This is a genomic window from Cereibacter sphaeroides 2.4.1 (genome assembly GCF_000012905.2).
Taxonomy (GTDB): Bacteria; Pseudomonadota; Alphaproteobacteria; order Rhodobacterales; family Rhodobacteraceae; genus Cereibacter_A; species Cereibacter_A sphaeroides.
Genome location: NC_007494.2, coordinates 816876 through 838586 on the forward strand (window position 1 = coordinate 816876; position 21711 = coordinate 838586).

Sequence of the window (21711 nt, forward strand, 5' to 3'; positions counted from 1 at the left end):
AAGCGGTTTACAACGGAGGCCGGGGCAGATCCGCGACCTTTTGCACCCGAAGGGGCGGGACCCGAGCCGGCCCGCCTGCCGTTGCACCCGCGCGACGGCCGGCGGGATGCGTGCATTTCGCGGGTCCGGGGCTTGGAGAGATGGCCGGGCTGTGATAGCCAGAGCAGAACAATGTTCACGGTATGACGAAGTTGACCCCCCTGTTTCCAGAACAATATTCTGAATGGAAGCTAAAAAGGATAAAGTTCGTTCCGGTAAACCCATCTTTCGGAGGCCGTTTGCCTCGCACCAGCCAGAGTCGGGAAAACGCCCCATGACCATGACCATCTCGCATCTGATCCGCCGGTTCGGCCCCGTCGAGGTGCTGCGCGGCATCGACCTCGAGGTGCGCAAGGGCGAGCTGATCGCGCTGCTCGGGCCCTCGGGCAGCGGGAAGACCACGCTTCTGAAGATCATCGCGGGCCTCGACTGGCCCGACGCGGGCGGGCTTGCCGTGAACGGGCAGGACTGGCTGGCCCGGAAGGCGCAGGAACGGCGGACGGGCTTCGTCTTCCAGCATTATGCCCTGTTCCCGCACATGAAGGTAGCCGACAACGTGGCCTTCGGCCTGACGGTGCTGCCGCGCGCCCAGCGCCCCTCCGCCGCAAAGATCAGGGCGCGGGTCGAGGAGCTTCTGCATTTCCTCCAGATCGCGCAGCTGGCCGACCGCTATCCGGGCGAGCTGTCGGGCGGGCAGCGCCAGCGCGTGGCGCTGGGGCGGGCGCTGGCCATCGACCCCGAGATCCTGCTTCTCGACGAGCCCTTCGGCGCGCTCGATGCGCAGGTCCGCCGCGACCTGCGCCGCTGGCTGCGCGAGGTGCATGACGCAACCGGCACCACCACGATCTTCGTCACCCACGATCAGGAGGAGGCCTTCGAATTGGCCGACCGCGTGGTCATCATGGGCGCGGGCCGGATCGAGCAGATCGGCCATGCCGACGAGATCTACGACCATCCGGCCACCCCCTTCGTCGCGCGCTTCCTGGGCCTCACGGTCGAGATCCCGGTCGCCCTGCGCGCGGGCCGCGCCATCGCCGCGGGCCTCGACACGAGCCTCCTGCCCCGCCGCGCCATGGCCGACGGTCCCGCCACGCTCTTCCTGCGCCCGGCCGACCTGCGGCCCGCGCCGGATCCCGAAGGCACATTCCGCGTGACCGATGTCTCCTCGACGGGCGCGCTGCTGCGGATCGGGCTCGAAGGCCCCGCGGGCTGCCGCGCCGAGGCCGAGGTGCCGCGCCGCACCGCCAGCGGCCTCGCCCCCGGCCAGACCGTCCGGCTCGAGGCGCAGGCCGGCCAGATCTTCCCCGGCCAGACCCATCTCGGAGGCGACACCGCTGCCGCGGCCGCCCCCTCCGCCGACCGACCGATCCTGAAGGAGTCCCACCTGTGAAAAGCCCCATCCTCGCCGCGATCCTGGCCCTCGGCCTCGCCGCCCCCGCCGCCGCGCAGGACAAGATCCTGAACGTCTCCTACGACATCGCCCGCGAGCTGTTCGAGGCGATCAACCCCGCCTTCGCCGAGAAATGGAAGGCCGACACCGGCCGCGACGTCACCATCGACCAGTCGCACGGCGGCTCGTCCAAGCAGGCGCGCGCCATCCTCGAGGGGCTGCCGGCGGATGTGGTCACCTTCAATCAGGTGACGGACATCGACGTGCTGGCCGAGGCCGGCATGGTGGACGAAAACTGGCGCGAGGCCTTCCCGAACGCGGCCTCGCCCTATTACTCGCTGCCGGCCTTCCTCGTGCGAAAGGACAATCCCAAGGGGATCGAGGACTGGGACGATCTGGTGAAGGAAGGCGTCGAGGTCATCTTCCCGAATCCCAAGACCAGCGGCAATGCGCGCTACACCTATCTCGCGGCCTATGCCTACGCGCTGGAGGCGAACGGCGGCGATCAGGCCAAGGCGCAGGAGTTCGTGAAGCAGCTCTTCGCCAATGTGCCCGTCTTCGATCAGGGCGGCCGCGCGGCCACCGTGACCTTTGCCGAGAAGGGCATCGGCGACGTGCTCATCACCTTCGAGGCCGAGACGGGGGGCATCGCCGCGCAATATGCCGATCAGGGCCTCGAGCGGGTCACGCCCTCGCTCTCGCTCTATTCCGAGTTCCCGGTCGCCATCGTGACCGAGAATGCCGAGCGCAACGGCTCGGCCGAGGTCTCCAAGTCCTATCTCGACTTCCTCTATGCGCCCGAGGGGCAGAAGATCCTCGCCGAACATTTCTACCGGGTGCATGACGAGACGGCACAGGCCGCCTTCGCCGCGAACTTCCCCGAGGTGAAGCTCGTCGATGTCGACGAGACCTTCGGCGGCTGGGAGAAGATCAAGGCCGAGCATTTCGCCGAGGGCGGCATCCTCGACACGGTCTTCGTGAACCAATGATCGCGCGCACCGCACCCGGCCCGGCCCGCCGGTCGAAACGGGTCCTGCCCGGCTTCGGCCTGACCATGGGCATGGTGCTGACCTATCTGGGCGTCATCGTGCTGCTGCCCGTGGTGGCGCTGGTGCTGAAGGGGGCCGACATCGGCCCCGCCCGCTTCTGGGCCATCGTCACCGCGCCGCGAACGCTCGCCGCGCTGCGGCTGACGCTGCTGGCGGCGGGCATCGCCACCCTGGTCAACACGCTCTACGGGCTTCTCATGGCCTGGGTGCTGGTGCGGTACGAGTTTCCGGGCAAGCGGTTCCTCGATGCGATGGTGGACATCCCCTTCGCTCTGCCGACCGCGGTCGCCGGCCTGTCGCTCTCGGCGCTTTTCGCCGCGAGCGGCTGGTATGGCGCGATCCTCGAACCCATGGGCATTCAGGTGGTCTACACGATCTGGGGCGTGGCCGCGGCCATGTCCTTCACCTCGATCCCCTTCGTGATCCGCACCGTCCAGCCGGTGCTCGAGGATCTCGACCCGCAGTTCGAGCAGGCGGCGGTGACGCTGGGCGCCCACCCCTTCACCATCTTCCGCCGGGTGATCCTGCCCGCCATCGCCCCCGCGCTGCTGGTGGGGGTCACCCTCTCCTTCGCCCGCTCGCTGGGCGAGTTCGGCGCCGTGGTCTTCATCGCGGGCAACCTGCCCATGAAGACCGAGATCGCCTCGCTGCTCGCGGTGATCCGGCTCGAGGAATACGATTACAACGGCGCGGCGGTGATCGCCCTCACGCTCCTGGCCATCGCGCTGGTGCTGCTCGGGGCCTCGAACCTGCTGCAGGCGCGGGCCCTGCGCTACAAGGGGAAACAGGCATGAGCACGGCCGCCCTCACCGCCCCCGGCGCGCTCGCCCCACGGGCAAGCCGGCTCGGGCCGCGCCTTCTGATCGGGGCCGCGCTGCTTCTGACCCTCTTCATGGTCGTGGTGCCGATGGCCTTCATCTTTCACCGCGCCTTCGCCGAGGGCTGGCGTCTCTTTGCCCAGAACATCCTCGCGCCCGACACGCTGCATGCGATCGGGCTCACGACGCTGGTCGCCGTCATCGTGGTGCCGGTGAACGTGGCCTTCGGCATCGCCGCCGCCTGGGCCATCGCGCGTTTCCGCTTCATCGGGCGCAAGACGCTGCTCACGCTGATCGAGATCCCCTTCTCGATCTCGCCCATCATCGCGGGCATCTGCTACCTGCTGCTCTACGGCCGTCAGGGGCTTCTGGGCCCCACGCTGCTGTCGCACGACATCCAGATCCTCTTCGCGCTGCCCGGCATCGTGCTGGTCACGCTCTTCGTGACCTCGCCCTTCGTCGTGCGCGAGGTGCTGCCCCTGATGCAGGCCCAGGGGTCCGAGCAGGAGCAGGCGGCGCTGACCCTCGGCGCCTCGGGCTGGCAGGTGTTCCGCCGGGTGACGCTGCCGAACATCCGCTGGGCGCTTCTCTACGGCGCGATCCTCTGCACCGCGCGGGCGGTGGGCGAATATGGCGGGGTGTCGGTCGTCTCGGGCAACGTGCGCGGCCAGACCAACACGCTGCCGCTGCAGATCGACCTCCTCTTCAACGACCTGAACGTGGCGGGCGCCTTCGCCGCGGCCACCACCCTCACGCTTCTGGCGCTGGTGATCCTCGTCCTGAAGACGGTGATGGAGAGCCGGCGCGGCTGAGGCCTCGGGACAGCCGGCAACTGCCCTGCCCCCTGACGCGGAGGGCGCGTGGATCGGTCACTCGGCCCGGAGCAAGGGCAGCCCGGCGGTCAGAGGTGGCGGCGCAGGATCGTCGGCACCTCGATCCGCAGCCCCGCGTCCGGCGCATGGCCGATCAGGCGGAAGACCTCCTCCAGCATCCCCGCCACATCCTGCTCGACCATGCCCACGCAGTCGGGCAGCAGCGCCGCGAACGGGTCCCAGTCGAAGGTGCCGATCTCGACCGGTGCCGGCGGCGACTGGCGGCGCAGCCAGCGGACCACCCCTTCGAGCGTGATGGTGGAATTGACGAAGAGGCCGCGCGGCAGGTCGCCCGCCCGCGCCTCGAGCGCGGCCTCGGCCTTCTCGGCCGCATAGCCGCAGGCGAGGATCGCGCTCTCGGGCAGCGGGATGCCGCGGTCGGCGTGGGCTGCGCGGAAGCCCCGGATCCGCTCGGCCGTGTTGTGATCCGACGGACGCCCGCCGATGAAGAGCAGGGCCTCGTGCGGGGCGCGCTCGAGAAGCAGATGCGCGAGATCGCGCGCGCCGCCGAAATTGTCCGACACGACCGAAGGCGCCCGCCCGCCCGGCAGGTCGAGGTTGATCGCCTGCACCCCTGCCGCCGCGCAGAAGTCGCTGATCCGGTCGGGATCGGTGGCGCCCGTCGCGATCAGGCATTCCACCTGATAGGAGATCATCTCGCGCGCGGCCTCGAACTCCAGCTCCGGGTCGCGCTGGGTGCAGGTGATGACCGGAAACAGCCCCTGCGCCCGGGCCCGCGCCTCGAACCGCTCGGCGATGGCGCCGAAATATCGGTTGTCGTATTTCGGCATGATCATGCCCACGATGTTCGACTTCTCGCGCCGCAGGACGCTGGCCTGCAGATTGACCGAATAGCCCTGCTCTTCGGCGACTCGCAGGATGCGCTCGGCCAGCCGCTCGCTGATCCGCCGCTTCTTCCATGTCCCGTTCAGCACCGCCGAGACCGCGCTGGCCGAGGTCTCGGCCAGTGCCGCCAGATCGTAAATCGTTGTGCGGCGGGCCGCATTCCGCGATCCCGGTTCCGGCTTGCCCTTCTCGACCACTCCCGCTCCTCCCCTAGAGAGCATCTTGACATCGCCCGTGCCTCGTAACAATCATGCTACATCGATTGAGCATGGTTGCGCAATCGATAGCGCCAGCCTGTCCGGCGGCGGAGGGAGGAGAGGATCTGCGGCCCCACGCCGCCCTGCGACCCGCGACGGCGGGCGCGGTGCTGTCTCCATCCCGGTCGGCCCGGAGGCGCCTGACATGTGGAGGAGAGACATGACCAGCAGAACCTTCGCCCTGGCTGCGGCCTCGGGCCTCGTGGCCGCCCTTTTCGGCGCCGCCGCTTCCGCGCAGGAGGCCGCCACCGTGGCCTTCCTGATGCCCGACCAGGCATCCACCCGCTACGAGGAGCACGACTTCCCCGGCTTCCAGAAGTCGATGGGCGAGCTCTGCGCCGACTGCACGGTGATCTACCAGAACGCCAACGGCGACGTGGCGCTCCAGCAGCAGCAGTTCAACTCGGTGATCGCGCAGGGCGCCAAGATCGTCGTGCTCGATCCGGTCGATTCGGCCGCCGCCGCCTCGATGGTCGAGATCGCCCATTCGCAGGATGTGAAGGTGATCGCCTATGACCGGCCGATCCCGGCCACGCCCGCGGATTACTACGTCTCCTTCGATAACAAGGGCATCGGCCAGGCCATCGCCCAGTCGCTCGTCGATCATCTGAAGGCCACCGGCGTGCCGGACGGCGCGGGCGTCCTGCAGATCAACGGCTCGCCCACCGATGCGGCCGCGGGCCTCATTCGCGACGGGATCGACGCGGCGCTCGACGCATCGAGCTACAAGACGCTGGCCGAGTTCGACACGCCGGACTGGGCCCCGCCGAAGGCGCAGGAATGGGCCGCGGGCCAGATCACCCGCTTCGGCGACGAGATCAAGGGCGTGGTCGCGGCCAATGACGGCACCGCCGGCGGCGCCATCGCGGCCTTCAAGGCGGCGGGCGTGGATCCGGTTCCGCCGGTCACCGGCAACGACGCCACCATCGCGGCGCTGCAGCTCATCATCTCGGGCGACCAGTACAACACCATCTCGAAACCCTCCGAGATCGTGGCCGAGGCCGCGGCGAAGGTGGTCGTGACCTTCCTCAAGGGCGAGACCCCCGAGGCCAAGACCACGCTCTACGACACGCCGGCCGAGCTCTTCGTGCCTGCGGTGGTGACGGCCGAGAACATCAAGGCCGAGATCTTCGACAAGGGCATCCAGACCGCGGCGGAAGTCTGCACCGGCGAATATGCCGAAGGCTGCGCCAAGCTCGGCATCCAGTGAGCCCCCCGGGCGCCTGTCCCCTGAGGACGGGCGCCCCCTTCCAGAAAGGCAGATCGCGATGACCCTGATCTCCGCCGAGGAGCGCGGCCAGCCCATCCTGCGGCTCCGCGGCGTCTCGAAGCAGTTCGGCGCCGTCTCGGCGCTCGCCGACATCGAGCTCGACATCCATCCGGGCGAGGTGGTGGCGCTGGTGGGCGACAACGGCGCGGGCAAGTCCACGCTGGTCAAGGTGCTGGCGGGGGTCCATCAGCCGACCTCGGGCACCATCGAATTCATGGGCAGGCCCGTCACGCTCGACAGTCCGAGCAAGGCGCTCGACCTCGGGATCGCGACCGTGTTCCAGGATCTCGCGCTCTGCGAGAATCTCGACGTGGTGGCGAACCTCTTCCTCGGCCACGAGCTGTCGCCCTGGCGGCTGGACGAGGTGGGGATGGAGGTCCGCGCCTGGACGCTCCTGCGCGAGCTGGCGGCCCGCATCCCCTCGGTGCGCGAGCCCATCGCCTCGCTCTCGGGCGGGCAGCGCCAGACCGTGGCCATCGCGCGCTCGCTGCTGCTCGATCCCAAGATCATCATGCTCGACGAGCCCACGGCCGCGCTCGGCGTGGCGCAGACGGCCGAGGTGCTGAACCTGATCGAGCGCGTCCGCGACCGCGGGCTCGGCGTCATCATCATCAGCCACAACATGGAGGATGTGCGCGCCGTGGCCGACCGGATCGTCGTGCTCCGGCTCGGGCGCAACAACGGCACCTTCCCCGCCGACACGTCGAACAACGAGCTTGTCGCCGCCATCACCGGCGCGACCGAGAACTCCGTCTCGCGCCGTCAGGCCCGCAAGCAGCAGGAGGCCCAGGAGTGACCATGGATCCGAAACCAGAGGCGCTCGACCGCGGCGACAGCCGCCTGCGCCACGACGAGGGGCTTCTCGGCGCCGCGCGCGCCTTCTTCGACCGCGTGCGCTCGGGCGATCTCGGCATGCTGCCGGTGCTCGTGGGGCTCGTGGTGATCTCGACCGTCTTCTCGACGCTGAACCCGGTGTTCCTCGCGCCGAACAACCTCGTGAACCTGCTCTTCGACGCGGCCACGGTGGGCTTCATCTCGCTCGGCATCGTCTGCGTGCTGATGCTGGGCCAGATCGACCTCTCCGTGGGCTCGATGAGCGGCCTCGCCTCGGCGATGATCGGGGTGCTCTGGGTCAACATGGGCTGGCCGCTGCCCGCGGCCATCGCGGTGGCGCTCGGCTTCGGGGCGCTGGTGGGGCTGCTCTACGGCGTGCTCCTCAACCGCTTCGGGATGCCGAGCTTCGTCTCGACCCTCGCGGGCCTTCTCGCGCTCCTGGGGCTGCAGCTCTACATCCTCGGGCCCACCGGCTCGATCAACCTGCCCTATGCCTCGGTGCTGGTGCGGTTCGGGCAGATCTATGTCATGCCGGACTGGCTCTCCTACCTCTTGGCGCTGCTGCCGGGGGCGATCCTTGTCTTTACGGGGCTGCGCACCATGGCGCGCCGGCGGGCAGCCAACCTCTCCTCGCCGGGGCTGAGCGTCCTTCTCGTCAAGGCGCTCGTCCTGACCGCAGCGCTTCTCTACGCGGCCTATTACCTGAACCTCGGCCGCGGCATCCCGTGGATGTTCGGCCTGTTCGTGGCGCTCGTGCTGGCGATGAACTACGGGCTGACGCGCACCCAATGGGGCCGCTCGATGTTCGCCGTGGGCGGCAATGCCGAGGCCGCGCGCCGGTCCGGCATCGATGTGCGCCGGGTCAATGTCTCGGCCTTCATGCTCTGCTCGACGCTGGCGGCCCTCGGCGGCATCCTCGCCTCGGCCCGGCTCGCCTCCTCGAGCCAGCAGGCCGGCACCGGCGACGTGAACCTCAATGCCATCGCCGCGGCCGTGATCGGCGGCACCAGCCTCTTCGGCGGCCGGGGCAGCGCCTATTCCGCCCTGCTCGGGATCCTCGTCATCCAGGCGATCTCGAACGGCCTCACGCTTCTCAACCTCAGCTCGTCGCTCCGCTACATGATCACCGGCGGCGTGCTGGCCATTGCCGTCATCGTGGACTCGCTCGCCCGCCAGAGCCGGGTCAGCCACGGACGCGCCTAGAAAGGACCCATCATGGCAGAGCTCATGCAAGGAAAGGTGGCCGCCATCACCGGCGCGGCCTCGGGAATCGGGCTGGAATGCGCGCGCACCCTCGTGGCCGAAGGCGCCACGGTGGTGCTGATCGACCGCGCCGAGGACCGGCTCAAGGCGCTCTGCGCCGAGATCGGGCCGCGCGCCCTGCCGCTCGTCGTCGATCTGCTCGACGGGCCGCAGGTCTCGGGGATGCTGCCGCGCATTCTCGAGCTGGCGGGCTCGCTCGACATCTTTCACGCCAATGCGGGCGCCTATATCGGCGGGCAGGTGGCCGAGGGCGATCCCGACGCCTGGGACCGGATGCTGAACCTCAACATCAACGCGGCCTTCCGCTCGGTCCATGCCGTCCTGCCCTACATGATAGAGCGGAAGAGCGGTGACATCCTCTTCACGAGCTCGGTCGCGGGCGTGGTGCCGGTGGTCTGGGAGCCGATCTACACCGCCTCGAAATTCGCGGTGCAGGCCTTCGTCCATTCCACCCGCCGTCAGGTCGCGCCGCACGGCGTGCGCGTGGGCGCGGTGCTGCCCGGCCCGGTGGTGACGGCGCTCCTCGACGACTGGCCCAAGGCCAAGATGGAGGAGGCGCTGGCCAACGGCTCGCTCATGCAGCCGAAGGAAGTGGCCGAGGCCGTGCTCTTCATGCTCTCGCGCCCGAAGGGCGTCGTGATCCGCGACCTCGTGATCCTGCCGCACAGCGTCGACATCTGACCCGCGCTTCCGGGCGGCCCCCTTCGGCGGGGCGCCGCCCGGCCCCGGCGCGCCTTCCGCGAAAGGCCCCTCCATGACCCAGGATCCCTCCCGTCCCGCGCCCGGCGCCGGTGACGTGCTTCTCGGCATCGACGTCGGCACCGGCAGTGCGCGCGCGGGCCTGTTCGACCGCGCGGGCAGGATGCTCGCCTCGGCCAAATGCGACATCGCGATCTGGCGCGCGCCGGGCGCGATGGTCGAGCAGTCGAGCCGCGACATCTGGCAGGCGGTCTGCCGCGCGACCCGCACGGCGCTGGCCGAGGCGGGGCTGCCGCCCGAGGCGGTGGGCGGCGTGGGCTTCGACGCCACCTGCTCGCTCGTCGTGGTGGGCGAGGGCGGCGCGCCCCTGCCGGTCGGGCCTTCCGAGGATCCCGAGCGCAACATCATCGTCTGGATGGATCACCGCGCCGTGGCGCAGGCCGAGCGGATCAACGCGCAGGGCCACGAGGTGCTGCGCTATGTGGGCGGCCGCATCTCGCCCGAGATGGAGACGCCGAAGCTCCTGTGGCTGGCCGAGCACCGGCCCGACATCTTCGCCCGCGCCTGGCAGTTCTTCGATCTCGCGGATTATCTCGGCTGGCGGGCGACGGGGGATCTGGCGCGCTCGACCTGCACCGTCACCTGCAAATGGACCTATCTCGCGCATGAGCACCGCTGGGACGCGGGCTATTTCCGGCAGGTGGGGCTCGGGGTGCTGGCGGACGAGGGCTTCGCGCGGATCGGCGCCCGGGTGGTGGAGCCCGGCACGCCGTTGGGCCAAGGGCTGACGGGCGAGGCTGCAGCGGAGCTCGGCCTTCGTCCCGGCACGCCGGTGGGCGCGGGGCTGATCGACGCCCATGCCGGCGGGATCGGCACCGTGGGCGCCGAGGGCACGCCCGAGCGCGATCTGGCCTATGTGTTCGGCACCTCCTCCTGCACCATGACCACCACGCGCGAGCCGGTCTTCGTGCCGGGCGTGTGGGGCCCCTACCGCTCGGCCATGGTGCCCGGCATGTGGCTGAACGAGGGCGGCCAGTCGGCCGCGGGCGCGGCGATCGAGCAGCTTGTGTCCTTCCACCCCGCCGCGGCCGAGGCCGCCCGCGCCACGGAGGCCCTGGGCGAGGCGCTGCCCGTCCATCTGGCCCGGCTGGCCGCCGAGGGGCTCGCGGATCTGTCGGAGGTGGCCACCCGCGCCGAGGGCCTGCATGTGGTGCCCGAATTCCTCGGCAACCGCGCGCCCTTCGCCGATCCCCATGCGCGGGCGGTGATCGCGGGCCTCGGGATGGAGCGCGACCTGCCGAGCCTCGTGTCGCTCTATGTGGCGGGGATCTGCGGCATCGCCTACGGGCTGCGCCAGATCCTCGAGGCGCAGGAGCGCGCGGGCGCCCCGGTCGAGCGGATCGCCATCTCGGGCGGTGCGGGCCAGCTCGACATGGTGCGCCAGCTGCTGGCCGATGCGACGGGCAAGCCCGTGCTGGCGAGCGCCGTGGCGGAGCCGGTGCTGCTGGGCTCGGCCATCCTCGGCGCGGTGGCGGCCGGGCACGAGCCCGACATGACGGCCGCCATGCAGCGCATGTCGCGCACGGCCGCGCACTACGAGCCCGCCGGGGGTGCCATCGCGGCGCTGCACGACCGCCGCTATGCGGCCTTCCTCGCCCTGCAGGAGGCGGCCCGGGCCGCGCGCGGCTGACGGGTGGATCGGGGATGGAGGCGGAAGAGCGGGGGCTTCGCGCCCCCGCGCCCCCGCGGGATATTTGCGCCAGAATGAAAGCAGCCGGGGGTCAGCCGCCCATCGCCTCGTTGTCGTCGGGCAGCGCGTCGAGGGGGGCGATGCGGTAGACCACATCCTTGCGCAGAACCGCGCCCTCGGCCTGGAGGCGCGAGAAGGCCGGGATCGGGATCAGCCGCAGCCCCCCGCCTTCCATCGGCAGACCCGAGCCGAGCAGCCGGTAGATGCCGAGATCGATCAGGTCGAGACGGAGCGAGTCCTTTCCCGGCAGGAACAGCACGAGGCGCAGCTCGCGCGGGCCGGCAGGGGCGACGGTGATGAGCATCCGGTCGGGCGGCGGGACCTGTGGCGCGGCGGAGGCCAGCGTCACCAGCGCCCGGTAGCGCGCGAGCCCCTGCGCCAGATAGGCCACGAGCGCCTCGGCCACGCGGAGCGCCGGCGGCACCTCGGCATCGGTCAGCCAGTGGTCGGGCGGCTGCGGCACCATCGGATGCGGCGCGGCGGCCTGTGCGGCGGGACGCGCCCCTCCGGCGGATCGCGGGGTCTGCATCGGCAGACCGGACAGGCCTTCACTCGGCATCGCGGCACCTCGTCAACAAGCGGGGGACAGCCTTTCGTCGGATGTCCCGGGGGAGTATAGCCGTCCAACGGCGGAGGCAGGCCCCCGGTGCCGCCCTGCGGCACGGACATTTTGCCGCGGCCCGCGGCGGCGGCGCAGGACCGGACTGCCTCCCTTTTCCGCTCCGGGCCCGATCCGCGGCAGCGGCCCTGCGCGGCGCCGGCCTGCGCGGCCCCGGGCCGTGCTCCGCCACGGCTGCGACGGCATGGACCCTCGCCTCCGTCGCTTTCGGAGGCGCAGTTACTGGCACGCAAGGATCCAGCGGCTATGGTGGGGCCCGCAACCGGGAGAATCGTCGTGACGTCACGGATCGTGGTCTTGGGCGGGGGCTTCGGAGGCATGTATGCCGCCCGCGCCCTCAAGCGCCGGCTCGGCAGGGCCGCCGAGATCGAGCTCGTCAATGCCGAGAACTATTTCGTCTTCCAGCCCCTCCTGCCCGAGGTGGGCGCGGGCTCCATCACGCCCGCCCATGCGGTCTCGCCGCTGCGCTTCCTGCTGCGCGACGTGTTCGTCCGCAAGGCCACCGTCGACAGCGTCGATTTCGACCGCCGCCTCGTCACGGTCTTTCAGGGCGTCCAGCGCCGCCCGACCGAGATCGGCTACGATCATCTGGTGATCGCGCTGGGACAGGCGGCCGATCTGTCGAAGATGCCGGGGCTCGAGGAACATGCGCTGACCATGCGCACGCTCGAGGATGCCCGCCGCCTGCGCGCCCATGTGATCGGCCAGCTCGAACATGCCCAGATCACCCGCCTGCCCGAGGTCAAGCGCGGCGCCCTGACCTTCTGCGTGGTGGGCGGCGGCTTCTCGGGGATCGAGACCGCGGGCGAAATGAAGGATCTGATCGACCGCTCGCTGAAGTTCTATCCCGACATCGATCCGTCCGAGGTGCGGATGATCGTCGTCGAATTCGCCGACCGGATCCTGGGCGAGATGTCTCAAGGGCTGGCCGATTATGCGACGCGCACGCTGCGGGAGCGCGGGATCGAGGTCAAGCTCGGCACCGGCGTGGCGAGCGCCACGGGGACGCAGCTCGTGACCACGACCGGCGAGGTGATCGACACCCGCACCATCGTGGCCACCATCGGCAATGCCCCCTCGCCCGTCGTCCGCCGCATGGGGCTGCCGTCCGAGCGCGGGCGGATCTCGGTCGACCGCACACTGGCGGTGAAGGGACGGAGCGACGTCTGGGCGCTCGGAGACTGTGCGCTGATCGCGCTGAAGGACGCGCCGCAGGGGCCGCGCGACTATGCGCCTCCCACCGCGCAGTTCGCGGTGCGGGAGGCCGAGCAGCTGGCCGAGAACATCGCCTCCACCCTCACGGGCGGCACGCCGCAGCCGTTCGACTATCGCTCGAAGGGGGCGCTTGCCTCGCTGGGCGCGCGCAAGGGCGTGGCGCAGGTCTTCGGCCTGGAGCTGAAGGGCTTTCCGGCCTGGCTCCTGTGGCGCTTCTACTACCTGGCCTTCCTGCCCGGCCTCACCACGCGGATCTTCGTGCTTCTGAACTGGTTCATGGACGGGATCAGCCCGCGCAGCGTCGTGCAGCTGCATACGCGCAGCGTGCCGCCGACCCGCTATGTCCGCTACCGCGCGGGCGACGTGATCTACGAGGCGGGCAACCGCTCGGACGGGTTCTATACGGTGGTCACCGGCGCGGTGGAGATGACGCGGACCGATCCCGAAACCGGCCTGCCGCAGGTCCGCACCATCGGGCCCGGCGGCCATTTCGGCGAGCGGCTGATCCTCGGGGCGACGCGGCGGCAGACCAGCGTGCGTGCGGCCGAGGATACGAAGGTGCTGGTGATGGACCGCGAGGAGTTCCTGAAGCTCGCCGACAGCTTCCAGGCCTTCCGGGACTATTTCGGCCCCTACATGGCCCGTCATGGAATGACATGGCCGCCGCTCGGCGAGACGGACGGTCAGGCGGCCCCCAAGCCGGTGCCGACGGAGAAGGACTGACCGGCCGCCCCGCAGGGGACGGCCGGTCGCAGGATCAGCGGCCCTGACGCTGGAAGGCCCGGTCGAGATCGTCGTCCGACCCGTCGAGGCTGAAGCTGAACCCGCCCGGGGTCACCTTCGCGGGGCTCGGAGCCGCCGCGGCGGCGGGGGTCTTCCGCCCGCCCTCGACGATGCGGAGCTGCGGCGCGGCAGGGGCCGGGGCGGCCTCGGAGAGGCGGAAGAAGGACACGGTCGTCTCGAGCTGCTCCGCCTGGCCCGACAGTTCGTTGGCGCCGCCGGCCAGCTGCTGGGAGGCCGAGCTGTTCTGCTGGGTCACCTTGTCGAGCTGCTGGATCGCCGTCGCCACCTGCTGCGCCCCGGCTGCCAGTTCCCGCGAGGCCACCGAGATGTCGGTCACGAGCCGCGAGGTGTTCTCGATGTCGGGCACGAGCTGGTTCAGCATCTCGCCGGCGCCGGTCGCCGCCCGGACGGTGCCCGCCGAGAGCTGCGAGATCTCGGCCGCGGCGGCCTGGCTGCGTTCGGCCAGCTTGCGCACTTCGGAGGCCACGACCGCGAAGCCCCGCCCGTGCTCGCCCGCCCGCGCCGCCTCGACGGCCGCATTGAGGGCGAGAAGGTCGGTCTGGCGCGCGATTTCCTGCACCATCATGATCTTGTCGGCGATCGACCGCATGGCGCCCACCGCCTCTTCCACGGCAGCCCCCGAGGCGCGGGCATCCTCTGCCGCCTTCGAGGCGATGCGTTCGGTCTGCATCGCGTTGTCGGCGGCCTGCTTGATGTTCGCGGCCATCTGCTCGACCGAGGCCGAGGCTTCTTCGGTGGCCGAAGCCTGCTCGCTCGCGCCCTGGCTCAGCTGTTCGGAGGTCGCGGCCATCTCACCGCTGCCCGAGGAGACCTGACGGGCCACCGACGAGACGCCGCCCACCACTTCGCGCAGCTTCTCCACCATGAGGTTGTTCGACTTGAGAAGTTCGGCGATCTCGTCGCGGCCGCGGGCATCCGCCTGGGCGCTCAGGTCGCCGGCCGCCACGCGTTTCGACAGATCGAGCGCCCGGCGCAGGCCCCCGGCAATGCTCATGGTGATCCAGACGGCAGCCGCAATCCCCACCACGCCCGCAAGCGCCAGGAGGCCGATCAGCATCTTCTTCGCCTCGTCCATGATCGCCTGGACATCGCTCTCGGCCGCGTCAAGCGCCTCGAGCTGCTGGGCGACGATGGCGGCGGCCAGCTCCTCGCGCTTCTTCTGGGTCGCCAGATAGTCCGGGTCGAGCAGGAGGTTCGACGCGCCTTCCAGATCGTTCTTCTTCGAGAATTCGATCGCCTTGTTGTTGATCTCGGAGATGCCCTTCCGCAGGGCCGTGTATTCGTCGAGCAGGGCGCGGCCCTCTGGGTCCAGTTTCGCCGCCTCGAGCGCGTCCATGGCGTCCTTCTGCTGCGCCCGCGCCTCGACCATCTCGTCCTCGAGCCGGCGCATGGCCCCCTCGTTGCGGGTGATGAGATGTTCGCGGATCGCCGCCTTCAGCCGAAGCTGCGCGGAGTTCAGCTCCTGGACCTTGACCGTGTTCTGGACCTGGTTCTCGATCATCTCGGTGAGCTGTGCGTCGATGTGATTGAAATCCCGCACCGCCACCAGCCCGGCGATGCCTGAGAGAAGAAAGACCGCAAGGAACGTCGCGGCGAGCTTGAGCTTGATCGTCATGATGGGCCTCTATCCTCGTAATGAACCTGCATACGAGATGCGCTCAAAGGCCCTGCAGGTCGAGCGCTCCACCGGTATGGACGGAACAATCTGGCGGAAGCGCTTGCGCCCTGCGGTCGGGGTGCCGCATCATCAAGACGGCGGGACCCATCCCAAAGAGAGGCATTATCGGCACCAGCCGCACCGCCGCGCGGCAGGGACGCCGGGATCGACCGACAGGGAGCGGCAGGCAACCCGATCCGAATATAAGGAGGAAAAGCCTTAACGAATCGCCATCGGCGGCGCTTTCGGAGGCCTCGGGCTCTCCAGATCCTCGGGAGAGAGCGTGCCCACGTCCGGCGGACCCTCGCTCGGGTCGGGGTGCGGCACGGCCGCGGGCACGCCGCCGCGGCCCTCTGCCCGGTCGCGGTGCAGCGCCGCGCGGCCAAGCATCATCAGCGTCACCGGGGTGGTGATCATCACGAAGGCGCCGATCACCAGCTCGTGCAGCACCGGCCGCCCCTGCATCCAGCTGAAGAGCAGGATCGCCGCGAGGATGATCCCCGCGGCGCCCCAGCTCGTGCCGAGGGTGGGCGCGTGGAGCCGGTCGTAGAAGCTGCGCAGCTGCACGAGCCCGACCGTGCCAAGAAGCGTCAGCGTGCTGCCGAGGACGAGAAACAGCGCGATCGGAAGCGCGAGCCAGAGCGGGACGGTCTCGAGATGCGTCATTCGATGATCTCTCCCCGGATGAGGAACTTCGCCAGCGAGACGGTGGCCACGAAGCCCAGCACGCCGATCACCAGCGACACTTCGAAGAAGAAGGTCGTCCCGAGCCGCATCCCCGCCACCACGAAGAAGAGCATCGCGGTCACATAGAGCGTGTCGAGCGCCAGCACCCTGTCCTGCGCGCGCGGCCCGTGCAGCAGACGCCAGCAGACGAGACAGCTGGCCAGGGCCAGCAGGAACTGGGCATAGGTCAGGGCGGCCGAGAGGATCGTGGCGCTCATTCGAAGATCTCCAGCAGCAGGGCCTCGTAGCGGTCGCGGATGAGGCGGATCCATTCCTCCTCGTCCACCATGTCGAAGACATGGATGAGCAGCACTCCCGTCTCGGCATCGTGCTCGAGCCAGGCGGTGCCGGGCGTGGCGGTCAGGATGATCGCGAGCAGCGCGAGCGCGGGCTGCGAACGCAGCCTGAGCGGGATCTGCAGGAAGTCCGACCGGCGCGCGCCGTGGCGGCCGCCGTTCAGGATGAGAAGCGCCACCGCCGCATTCGAGCGGACGATGTCGAGGCTCACGATCCCCACGAGACGGAAGACCGGCCCCCAGCGCCGGATCTGCGGTTGCGCGGGCTGCAGCGCGGCCATCGCCTTCCCCGCGATCAGCGCGATGCCGCTGCCGAGGATCAGGTGGCCCAGCGAGAAGCGCGTGAGCAGAAGCCACATCACGAGAAGCGCCAGCGACAGGAGCGGATAGGGCACAAGACGGCTCATGGGGCGGCGCTCCCCTCGGTGACGCGCGGGGCGGCGAAGACGCCGTCGGCATAGATGGCAGGCTCGTGCAGCGCCCGCGCGGTGGCCTGCATATAGCGCAGCGTATCCTCGGCCCGGACGGTCAGCGTCACGAGCAGCGCGATCAGCCCCAGCACCGGCGCGATCTCGAGCGCGAGCACCTTCGGCACCGAACCGTCGGTGGCCCAGAAGGTCTGGATGCCGATCCGCACGAGGCCGATCAGGGTGGCGAACCCGGCAAGGAACAGGAGCGACAGGAAGGCCCAGCCGAGGAGCGGATCGAAGCCCGGCGCGGCCAGCAGGGGCGCCAGCATCGCGATCTTGCCGATGAAGCCCGACAGCGGCGGCAGGCCCGCCAGCGCGAGGACACAGGCGCCGAAGCTCAGCCCCAGCACGGTCAGCGTGCCCGGGATGGCGAGCCCCACCTCGGGCTCGTCCTCCTCGGCCTCGTCGAGCCCGTAGGCATCGGCGGTCAGGGCCAGCATGGCGGCGATGCCGCCCTCCTCGCGGCTCATCGGCTCGATGAGCAGGAAGAGCGCCCCGGTGGCGAGGGTCGAACTGACGAGGTAATAGAGCGCGCCGCCCAGCATCTCGGGGCCGCCGCCCGCGAGCGCGAAGCCCACGACGCCCAGCACGGTGCCCGACGAGATCAGCACCATATTGGCCGTCATCCGTCCGAGCCCCTGCGAGGCCAGCACGCCCAGCAGGCCGAAGGCGACGGTGGCCATGCCGCCCGCGATCAGCACCCCCGATCCGAAGCCCGCGGAGGCGGCTGCCGCCGGCCCGAAGAGCAGCATCGAGACCCGCAGGATGACATAGACGCCCACCTTGGTCATGATCGCGAACATGGCTGCAACGGGTGCCGCGCCCGCCATGTAGGCGGTGGGCAGCCAGAAGGAGAGCGGCCAGATCCCCGCCTTCACGAGGAAGGCAAGCCCCAGAAGCGCCGCTCCGGCATGCAGGATCGGCAGGTCGGCCTCGGCCAGCGTCGGCACGATCCGCGCCAGATGCGCCATGTTGAGCGTGCCGGTCACGCCGTAGATCAGGCTGACCCCGATCAGGAACAGCAGCGAGGCCGCGAGGTTGATCGCGATGTAATGCAGCCCCGCCCGGATGCGCAGCTGCCCCGACCCGTGCAGGAGCAGCCCGTAGGAGGCCGCGAGCAGCACCTCGAAGAAGACGAAGAGGTTGAAGAGGTCGCCGGTCAGGAAGGCCCCGTTCAGCCCCATCAGGAGGAACTGGAACAGCGAATGGAAGTGCTTGCCCTGCCGGTGCCAGCCGGCCGAGGCATAGAGCAGCGTCGGGATCGCCAGCAGCGCCGTCAGCAGCAGCATCAGCGCCGAGAGCCGGTCGATCACCAGCGCGATGCCGAAGGGCACCGCCCAGTCTCCGAGCAGGTAGAAGCCGATGTCGTTGCCGCCCGAGGCCGCGTTGCCCTTCGACCCCGCCAGAAGCTCTGCCGCCACCAGAAGAAGCGCCACCGTCGATCCGACCGAGATCGCGACCTTCGCCTTCCGCTGCCGGTCGTCGTAGAGCAGCATCAGCGCCCCCGCCACGAACGGGATGAGGATCGGGGCGACGATAAGATGGTGCGCGCTCATTCCTCGCGCTCCTTTCCGTCGACATGGTCGGTGCCCGTCACCCCGCGCGAGGCCATCATCACCACGAGAAAGAGCGCGGTGGTGGCGAAGCTGATGACGATGGCCGTCAGCACCAGCGCCTGCGGCAGCGGATCGGCATAGCGCGCCGGATCGATGAAGCCGCCCTTGGGCATGATCGGCGGCTGGGCCAGCGTGAGCCGGCCCGTCGAGAAGATGAAGAGATTGACCGAATAGGACAGGAGGCAGAGACCCACGATCACCTGGAAGGTGCGCGGCCGCAGGAGAAGCCAGATCCCCGACCCGGCGAGGATGCCGATGGCGAGCGACAGGACGATTTCCATCAGGGTGTCTCCTTCCGCTCTGTCTCTTTCTCCTCGGCGTCCTGCTCGCGCAGTCGCGCCGAGCGCAGCGTCTGGTGCGCGATGGCGATCAGCATGAGGACGGTGGCCCCCATTACCAGCGCATAGACGCCGAGATCGAAGACGAGCGCGGTGGCGGCCGGCACCTTGCCCACCAGCGGCAGCTCGACATAGCGGGCATGGGCCGTCAGGAACGGATAGCCGAAGAGCCAGGCGCCCATGCCGGTCCCGCCCGCGACGAGGAGCCCCGCCCCCATCCAGCGGATCGGCAGCACCGTCAGGCGCATCTCGATCCAGCGCACGTTCGTCGCGAGATACTGGAGCAGGAAGGCAATGGCGAGCGTGACCCCGGCCGAGAAGCCGCCGCCCGGCAGGTCATGGCCGCGGAAGAAGAGATAGGCCGACATCACGATCAGCGCCGGGAACATCCACTGCATGATGACCGAGGGCACGAACATGTAATCCTGCAGCGCCTCGGCCTCCTCGCCGCGCTGCTCGTCGGGGATCGAGGCGCTCTCGGAGGCGGGACGGAAGCGGCGCAGGAGCGCATAGACCGTGAGCCCCACCACCGCGAGGACGGTGATCTCGCCGAACGTGTCGAAGGCGCGGAAATCGACGAGGATCACGTTCACCACATTGGTGCCGCCGCCCTCGTGATAGGCGTTGCGCAGGAACCAGTCGCCGATGTTGGGGATGAGCGGCCGGGTCATCACCACATAGGCCAGCGCCGCGAGCCCCGCGCCCGAGACGCCCGCGATGATGAAGTCGCGCCCGCGGCGCAGCCGCGCGGGCAGAAGCCTGTCGGCCGCGATCTCCTCGCGCCGCTTGGGCAGCCAGCGCAGGCCCAACAGCAGCAGCGCCGTGGTCACTATCTCGACCAGAAGCTGGGTGACGGCCAGATCGGGCGCCGAGAACCAGACGAAGGTGAGACAGGTCACGAGCCCCGCGCCGCCGAGCAGCACGAGCGCCGCGAACCGGTGATATTTCGCCTGCCACGCCGCGCCCACGGCACAGGCCACGCCCACCGCCCACATGAGCGCGAAGCTCAGGCTGACCGGCGTGGCGCGCGCCCGCTCGACCGGCGCCAGATGGCCCCACATGACGGCGGTCGCGGCGCCGAGCGCCAGCAGCACCATCAGCCGCAGCTGCGGCTGCAGCCGCTCGGTGCCCACGACCCGGTAGATCCGGCGCGGCCATGTCCAGCTCAGCCGCAGGAGCAGCCATTCGTAGACCTTCTGCGCGCGGATGCGGTGCAGGAGGGGCGGCCCCTCCGGCCCCGCCGCGATCCGGCTGCCGAGAAGCGCATAGAGCAGGATGCCCAGGGCCAGAGCCACCAGGCTCATGACGAGCGGCGCGTTGATCCCGTGCCAGATCGCGATCGAGGTATAGGGCGTGTCCGGCCCCATCACCGACCGCGCCGCGAGGTTCAGCGTGGGCCCGAGGGTGAGGCCCGGCAGGATCCCCACCACGAGGCAGACCGCGACCAGCAGTTCGACCGGACGGCGCATCCAGGGCTGCGGCTCGTGCGGCACCTTCGGCAGGTCCACCGGCGGCGGGCCGAAGAAGACCGTCGCGATGAAGCGCAGCGAATAGGCCACCGAGAAGACGCTCGCGAAGGTCGCGAGATAGGGCAGCATGTCGTCGAGCCAGGTGCCGTTGTGCCAGTCCACCGCCTCGGCGAAGAACATCTCCTTGGACAGGAACCCGTTCAGGAGCGGCACGCCTGCCATGGCGGCGGCCGCCACGATGGCGAGCGTGCCCGTCACCGGCATCAGCCGCATGAGGCCGCTCAGCCGGCGCATGTCGCGCGTGCCGCTCTCGTGGTCGATGATGCCGGCGGCCATGAAGAGCGAGGCCTTGAAGACCGCATGGTTGGCGATGTGGAAGATGGCCGCGAGGATCGCGCCCGAGCTGCCGATGCCCGCAAGCGCGGTGATGAGGCCCAGATGGCTGATGGTGGAATAGGCCAGAAGCCCCTTCAGGTCGTGCCGGAAGAGCGCGACGACCGACCCCACGATCAGCGTGAGCATCCCCGTGCCGGTCACGGCGTAGAACCACAGTTCGGTGCCGCCCAGCGCCGGGGTGAAGCGAATGAGCAGGAAGACCCCCGCCTTCACCATGGTGGCCGAATGGAGATAGGCCGAGACCGGCGTCGGCGCGGCCATCGCGCCCGGCAGCCAGAAATGGAACGGGACCTGCGCCGATTTGGTGAAGGCGCCCAGCAGGAACAGGCCCAGCACCAGCGGATAGGCCCCATGGGCGCGGATGAGGTCTCCCGAGGCCAGAACCCGGTCGAGATCGTAACTGCCCGCGATCCGGCCCAGGAGCAGCATCGCGGCGAGCAGACACAGCCCGCCGGCCGCCGTCACGACGAGCGCCGTCCGCGCCCCGTCGCGCGCTGCGGGCGTCTGGTGCCAGTAGCCGACCAGAAGGAAGGACAGGATCGAGGTCAGCTCCCAGAAGACCACGAGCAGGAGGATGTTGCCCGACAGGAGCATCCCCATCATGGCGCCGGTGAAGGCCATGAGGAAGGAATAGAACCGCGGCACCGGATCGGACTTCGACAGGTAGTAGCGGGCGTAGATCACCACGAGCCCGCCGATGGCGGCGACAAGGGTCACGAACATCCAGGCGAACCCGTCGAGGCGGATGTCGAGCCCCAGCCCCAGCGACGGCACCCAGTCGAGGCTCGCGCGCAGCACCTGCCCCTCGGCGATCGCGGGATGGAGCGCCGCGAGGATCGCCAGCGCCCCCGCCAGAACCAGCCCCGATACCGCCGCCGCCGCATTATGCGCGTTCACGGGCAGGCTGGCCGCAACGAGCGCGCCGAGAAACGGCAGCGTCACGAGGATCAGGAGCAGGTTCTGTTCGATCATGCGGGGCCGGGATCCTTTCCGTGCTGGGGCGTTCGAGGGCCGGTCC

At 69.7% G+C, this 21711-nt stretch carries 19 protein-coding genes; 10 read left to right on the forward strand and 9 right to left on the reverse strand.

Annotation, left to right across the window (positions count from 1 at the left end; all coding sequences use genetic code 11):
• The first annotated feature begins 313 nt into the window (after nt 1-313).
• Genes RSP_RS19195 through cysW form a run of 4 tightly spaced genes read left to right on the forward strand, consistent with a single transcriptional unit; the run spans nt 314 to nt 4108 of the window.
• Nucleotides 314-1429 carry a sulfate/molybdate ABC transporter ATP-binding protein gene (locus RSP_RS19195; protein WP_011339539.1) on the forward strand — a complete coding sequence of 372 codons (1116 nt, stop codon included), beginning with the start codon at nt 314-316 and terminating at the stop codon, nt 1427-1429.
• Complete coding sequence (locus RSP_RS19200) at nt 1426-2418, forward strand: sulfate ABC transporter substrate-binding protein (RefSeq protein WP_011339540.1); 993 nt, start codon at nt 1426-1428, stop codon at nt 2416-2418. Before RSP_RS19195 ends, RSP_RS19200 begins: the two co-directional genes overlap by 4 nt.
• Nucleotides 2415-3272, forward strand: coding sequence for a sulfate ABC transporter permease subunit CysT (cysT, locus tag RSP_RS19205; RefSeq protein ID WP_002723132.1), 858 nt, complete (start codon nt 2415-2417; stop codon nt 3270-3272). Before RSP_RS19200 ends, cysT begins: the two co-directional genes overlap by 4 nt.
• A complete protein-coding gene (gene cysW / locus RSP_RS19210) occupies nt 3269-4108 on the forward strand; it encodes a sulfate ABC transporter permease subunit CysW (protein WP_011339541.1) in 840 nt (279 codons plus the stop codon). Before cysT ends, cysW begins: the two co-directional genes overlap by 4 nt.
• Before the next feature lie 89 nt (nt 4109-4197).
• Here the strand turns inward: cysW and RSP_RS19215 are convergent, their stop codons facing one another.
• Nucleotides 4198-5211, reverse strand: coding sequence for a substrate-binding domain-containing protein (locus tag RSP_RS19215; RefSeq protein ID WP_011339542.1), 1014 nt, complete (start codon nt 5209-5211; stop codon nt 4198-4200).
• A 220-nt stretch (nt 5212-5431) separates the two neighbouring features.
• Between RSP_RS19215 and RSP_RS19220 the strand changes: the two genes are divergently transcribed.
• The 5 genes from RSP_RS19220 (at nt 5432) to RSP_RS19240 (ending at nt 11027) form a co-directional block, all read left to right on the forward strand.
• Entirely contained in the window at nt 5432-6481 is a 1050-nt protein-coding gene (locus tag RSP_RS19220) for an ABC transporter substrate-binding protein (protein WP_002723135.1), read from the forward strand.
• A gap of 58 nt (nt 6482-6539) precedes the next feature.
• A complete protein-coding gene (locus RSP_RS19225) occupies nt 6540-7337 on the forward strand; it encodes an ATP-binding cassette domain-containing protein (protein WP_011339543.1) in 798 nt (265 codons plus the stop codon).
• 2 nt (nt 7338-7339) lie between these two features.
• A complete protein-coding gene (locus RSP_RS19230) occupies nt 7340-8578 on the forward strand; it encodes a sugar ABC transporter permease (protein ID WP_017140281.1) in 1239 nt (412 codons plus the stop codon).
• A 12-nt stretch (nt 8579-8590) separates the two neighbouring features.
• Nucleotides 8591-9319 carry an SDR family oxidoreductase gene (locus RSP_RS19235; protein WP_009565148.1) on the forward strand — a complete coding sequence of 243 codons (729 nt, stop codon included), beginning with the start codon at nt 8591-8593 and terminating at the stop codon, nt 9317-9319.
• A 73-nt stretch (nt 9320-9392) separates the two neighbouring features.
• Nucleotides 9393-11027 carry an FGGY-family carbohydrate kinase gene (locus RSP_RS19240; protein WP_011339545.1) on the forward strand — a complete coding sequence of 545 codons (1635 nt, stop codon included), beginning with the start codon at nt 9393-9395 and terminating at the stop codon, nt 11025-11027.
• A 91-nt stretch (nt 11028-11118) separates the two neighbouring features.
• Here RSP_RS19240 and RSP_RS19245 read toward each other — a convergent pair whose 3' ends face one another.
• On the reverse strand, nt 11119-11646 hold the full coding sequence (locus RSP_RS19245; RefSeq protein WP_011339546.1) for a hypothetical protein: 528 nt from the start codon (nt 11644-11646) through the stop codon (nt 11119-11121).
• Nucleotides 11647-11952: 306 nt separating this feature from the next.
• Between RSP_RS19245 and RSP_RS19250 the strand changes: the two genes are divergently transcribed.
• Nucleotides 11953-13644 carry an FAD-dependent oxidoreductase gene (locus tag RSP_RS19250; RefSeq protein ID WP_011339547.1) on the forward strand — a complete coding sequence of 564 codons (1692 nt, stop codon included), beginning with the start codon at nt 11953-11955 and terminating at the stop codon, nt 13642-13644.
• A 34-nt stretch (nt 13645-13678) separates the two neighbouring features.
• Here the strand turns inward: RSP_RS19250 and RSP_RS19255 are convergent, their stop codons facing one another.
• From RSP_RS19255 to RSP_RS19285, 7 genes are all read right to left on the reverse strand, one after another.
• A complete protein-coding gene (locus RSP_RS19255; protein WP_011339548.1) occupies nt 13679-15340 on the reverse strand; it encodes a methyl-accepting chemotaxis protein in 1662 nt (553 codons plus the stop codon).
• Nucleotides 15341-15601: 261 nt separating this feature from the next.
• Nucleotides 15602-16048 carry a monovalent cation/H(+) antiporter subunit G gene (gene mnhG, locus RSP_RS19260; RefSeq protein ID WP_009565143.1) on the reverse strand — a complete coding sequence of 149 codons (447 nt, stop codon included), beginning with the start codon at nt 16046-16048 and terminating at the stop codon, nt 15602-15604.
• Entirely contained in the window at nt 16045-16326 is a 282-nt protein-coding gene (locus RSP_RS19265) for a K+/H+ antiporter subunit F (RefSeq protein ID WP_011339549.1), read from the reverse strand. Before RSP_RS19265 ends, mnhG begins: the two co-directional genes overlap by 4 nt.
• The gene (locus RSP_RS19270) at nt 16323-16811 is read right to left on the reverse strand and encodes a Na+/H+ antiporter subunit E (RefSeq protein WP_011339550.1); all 489 of its coding nucleotides are present in this window, start codon (nt 16809-16811) and stop codon (nt 16323-16325) included. The genes RSP_RS19265 and RSP_RS19270 overlap by 4 nt, the downstream gene beginning before the upstream one ends.
• On the reverse strand, nt 16808-18430 hold the full coding sequence (locus RSP_RS19275) for a monovalent cation/H+ antiporter subunit D (protein ID WP_009565140.1): 1623 nt from the start codon (nt 18428-18430) through the stop codon (nt 16808-16810). The genes RSP_RS19270 and RSP_RS19275 overlap by 4 nt, the downstream gene beginning before the upstream one ends.
• Nucleotides 18427-18771, reverse strand: coding sequence for a Na+/H+ antiporter subunit C (locus RSP_RS19280; RefSeq protein WP_011339552.1), 345 nt, complete (start codon nt 18769-18771; stop codon nt 18427-18429). Before RSP_RS19280 ends, RSP_RS19275 begins: the two co-directional genes overlap by 4 nt.
• Nucleotides 18771-21665, reverse strand: coding sequence for a monovalent cation/H+ antiporter subunit A (locus RSP_RS19285; protein WP_011339553.1), 2895 nt, complete (start codon nt 21663-21665; stop codon nt 18771-18773). The genes RSP_RS19280 and RSP_RS19285 overlap by 1 nt, the downstream gene beginning before the upstream one ends.
• Nucleotides 21666-21711: the final 46 nt, after the last annotated feature.

Excerpts from the sequence above, each read along its gene's own strand:
- RSP_RS19250 (WP_011339547.1), top strand. The coding sequence starts at position 11,953 with ATGGTGGGGCCCGCAACCGGGAGAATCGTCGTGACGTCACGGATCGTG.
- RSP_RS19240 (WP_011339545.1), top strand. The coding sequence starts at position 9,393 with ATGACCCAGGATCCCTCCCGTCCCGCGCCCGGCGCCGGTGACGTGCTT.
- cysW (WP_011339541.1), top strand. The coding sequence starts at position 3,269 with ATGAGCACGGCCGCCCTCACCGCCCCCGGCGCGCTCGCCCCACGGGCA.
- RSP_RS19280 (WP_011339552.1), bottom strand. The coding sequence starts at position 18,771 with ATGGAAATCGTCCTGTCGCTCGCCATCGGCATCCTCGCCGGGTCGGGG.
- RSP_RS19195 (WP_011339539.1), top strand. The coding sequence starts at position 314 with ATGACCATGACCATCTCGCATCTGATCCGCCGGTTCGGCCCCGTCGAG.
- RSP_RS19265 (WP_011339549.1), bottom strand. The coding sequence starts at position 16,326 with ATGAGCGCCACGATCCTCTCGGCCGCCCTGACCTATGCCCAGTTCCTG.
- RSP_RS19275 (WP_009565140.1), bottom strand. The coding sequence starts at position 18,430 with ATGAGCGCGCACCATCTTATCGTCGCCCCGATCCTCATCCCGTTCGTG.
- RSP_RS19230 (WP_017140281.1), top strand. The coding sequence starts at position 7,340 with ATGGATCCGAAACCAGAGGCGCTCGACCGCGGCGACAGCCGCCTGCGC.
- RSP_RS19270 (WP_011339550.1), bottom strand. The coding sequence starts at position 16,811 with ATGAGCCGTCTTGTGCCCTATCCGCTCCTGTCGCTGGCGCTTCTCGTG.
- RSP_RS19255 (WP_011339548.1), bottom strand. The coding sequence starts at position 15,340 with ATGACGATCAAGCTCAAGCTCGCCGCGACGTTCCTTGCGGTCTTTCTT.
- mnhG (WP_009565143.1), bottom strand. The coding sequence starts at position 16,048 with ATGACGCATCTCGAGACCGTCCCGCTCTGGCTCGCGCTTCCGATCGCG.
- RSP_RS19285 (WP_011339553.1), bottom strand. The coding sequence starts at position 21,665 with ATGATCGAACAGAACCTGCTCCTGATCCTCGTGACGCTGCCGTTTCTC.
- cysT (WP_002723132.1), top strand. The coding sequence starts at position 2,415 with ATGATCGCGCGCACCGCACCCGGCCCGGCCCGCCGGTCGAAACGGGTC.
- RSP_RS19225 (WP_011339543.1), top strand. The coding sequence starts at position 6,540 with ATGACCCTGATCTCCGCCGAGGAGCGCGGCCAGCCCATCCTGCGGCTC.
- RSP_RS19235 (WP_009565148.1), top strand. The coding sequence starts at position 8,591 with ATGGCAGAGCTCATGCAAGGAAAGGTGGCCGCCATCACCGGCGCGGCC.
- RSP_RS19245 (WP_011339546.1), bottom strand. The coding sequence starts at position 11,646 with ATGCCGAGTGAAGGCCTGTCCGGTCTGCCGATGCAGACCCCGCGATCC.
- RSP_RS19220 (WP_002723135.1), top strand. The coding sequence starts at position 5,432 with ATGACCAGCAGAACCTTCGCCCTGGCTGCGGCCTCGGGCCTCGTGGCC.